The sequence below is a fragment of the Streptomyces milbemycinicus genome (assembly GCF_002154605.1).
Lineage (GTDB): Bacteria > Actinomycetota > Actinomycetes > Streptomycetales > Streptomycetaceae > Streptomyces > Streptomyces milbemycinicus.
This window is the reverse complement of record NZ_MUNE01001035.1, coordinates 1-1,900: the sequence shown is the minus strand read 5'-3', so window position 1 is coordinate 1,900 and position 1,900 is coordinate 1. Positions and strand designations below refer to the sequence as shown.

The window sequence follows — 1,900 nt, the reverse complement described above, 5'->3', positions numbered from 1 at the left end:
GGCGGCCGGTGCGCAGCGCCTCCGGCAGCGGCGCGTAGTCCAGCAGACCGCCGCGCGCGGTGTTCACCAGGACCGCGCCGGGCCGCATCCGGGCGATCCGGCCGGCGTCGATGAGCCCCTTGGTCTCGGGGGTGAGCCGGGCGTGCAGGCTCACCACGGAGCTGCGGGTGAGGAGTTCGTCCAGCTCGACCGGTTCGACGCCGTCCGCGCGGGCGGTCTCGGGGTCGGTGTACGGGTCGGCGATCAGCACCTGGGCGCCGAACGCGCGCAGCACGCGGGCGACGATCCGGCCGATGGCCCCGTAGCCGACCAGGCCGACGGTCGCGCCGTCCAGCTCGATGCCGCCCTCCTCGTACGCGTAGAAGTCTCCGCGCCAGCGGCCCGCGCGCAGCTCGGCGTCCGCGGTCGGGATGCGGCGCATCGCGGCGAGCATCATGCCGATCGCGAATTCGGCGGCGGCGGTGGCGTTACGGCCGGGCGCGAAGCTGACGGCGACGCCGGCGCGGGTGGCGGCGGGCAGGTCGACGTTGACCGGGCCGCCGCGGGAGACCGCGACCATGCGCAGCTCGGGACGGGCGGCGAAGACCCCGGCGGTGAACGGCGCCATCTGCGTCACGCACACCTCGGCCCCCGCCAGCGCCTCGATCAGCTGCTCCTCGGTGCCGCTGGCCTCGATCACCCGGCTCTCCGGGCCGCCCACGGGGCCGAACGGCTCGTGTGGCCACGGCAGCGTCAGCTCGGCCACGTCGACGTCCGCCAGCCCCGGCTCGTCGCGGAGCGCGGCGATGATGAGGCCGGGGCGTACGAAGTGGTCTCCGGCGGCGAGGACGCGCATGGGTGGCCTTTCTTCGGCGTTCCATCACAGAGGCGACGCTAGATTTAACATCGTTGACGTGACAAAGCAATGGTCCGCGCGTCATGCGGGCTGAGGAGAGGAAGCGTCCTGTGACGGCTCGTCTACTGCTCGTTCGCCATGGCGAAACGGTGTGGCACGCGGAGAACCGGTACGCGGGGATCTCCGACGTGGCCCTGACGGAACGGGGATTCCGGCAAGCGGAAGCGCTCGCCCATTGGGTGCGCGGACGCGAGGTACACGCGGTCGCCTGCTCCCCGCTGAGCCGGGCCCGGCTGACCGCGCGCCCGGCCGCCGACGCGCTCGGCCTCGTCCCCGAGGTCGTCGAGGACCTGCGCGAGATCGACTTCGGCTGGGGAGAGGGCCGCACCATCGCCGAGATGCAGGCGGAGGACCCGGCCGCCGTACGGGCCTTCCGAGCGGACGCGGAGGCGGGTGCCTTCCCCGGCTCGGAGCCGCCCGCCACCGCGGCGTCCCGCGCCGCGGCCGCCCTGCGCGGCCTGGCCGCCGCGCACCCGGGCCGCACGGTGCTCGTCGTGGCGCACAACTCCCTGCTCCGGATGGCGCTGTGCGCGCTGCTGGGCATCCCCGTCGGCCGCTACCGGCAGGTGTTCCCGCGGCTGGACAACGCGGCGGTGAGCGAGATCGAGGTGGCGGGGGAGCGGACGGCGCTGCGTTCGCTGAACGTGCCGACGGGCGAGGCGCGCGCGGCCACAACGGATGGAGCCACAACCCGTGGGGGAGAATCCGGCTCATGACCACGACCGGCGCGTCCGATGTCCCGCCCCGCTCCCAGTCCGCACGCAGGCAGACCATCACCGAGTACGTGCTCGAGCGCTCCACCGCCACCGCGGCCGAGCTCGCCGAGTTGACCGGCGTCAGCCTTATGACCGTGCACCGGGACCTGGACGAGCTGGCCAGGCTCGGCGTGGTGCGCAAGTTCCGGGGCGGGGTCTCGGCGCTGCCGTCGTCGGTCTTCGAGTCCAGCCTGGACTACCGGATGGGCGTGAACAGGGCCGAGAAGGAGGCGGTGGCCGCGGCCGCGGC

Annotated in this window: 3 protein-coding genes; 2 read left to right on the top strand and 1 reads right to left on the bottom strand. The window is 74.0% G+C overall.

Annotated elements, in window-relative coordinates:
• Window positions 1-835, bottom strand: an 835-nt coding sequence (locus tag CCN51_RS50685) for an NAD(P)-dependent oxidoreductase (protein ID WP_086861192.1), incomplete at its 3' end; no start/stop codon positions are given.
• Window positions 836-945: 110 nt separating this feature from the next.
• Between CCN51_RS50685 and CCN51_RS50680 the strand changes: the two genes are divergently transcribed.
• Together CCN51_RS50680 and CCN51_RS50675 are read left to right on the top strand one after the other, a co-directional pair.
• Window positions 946-1,611 carry a histidine phosphatase family protein gene (locus tag CCN51_RS50680; protein WP_055413937.1) on the top strand — a complete coding sequence of 222 codons (666 nt, stop codon included), beginning with the start codon at window positions 946-948 and terminating at the stop codon, window positions 1,609-1,611.
• A partial coding sequence (locus CCN51_RS50675; RefSeq protein WP_143676206.1) for a DeoR family transcriptional regulator occupies window positions 1,608-1,900 on the top strand: 293 nt, incomplete at its 3' end. The genes CCN51_RS50680 and CCN51_RS50675, both read left to right, overlap by 4 nt.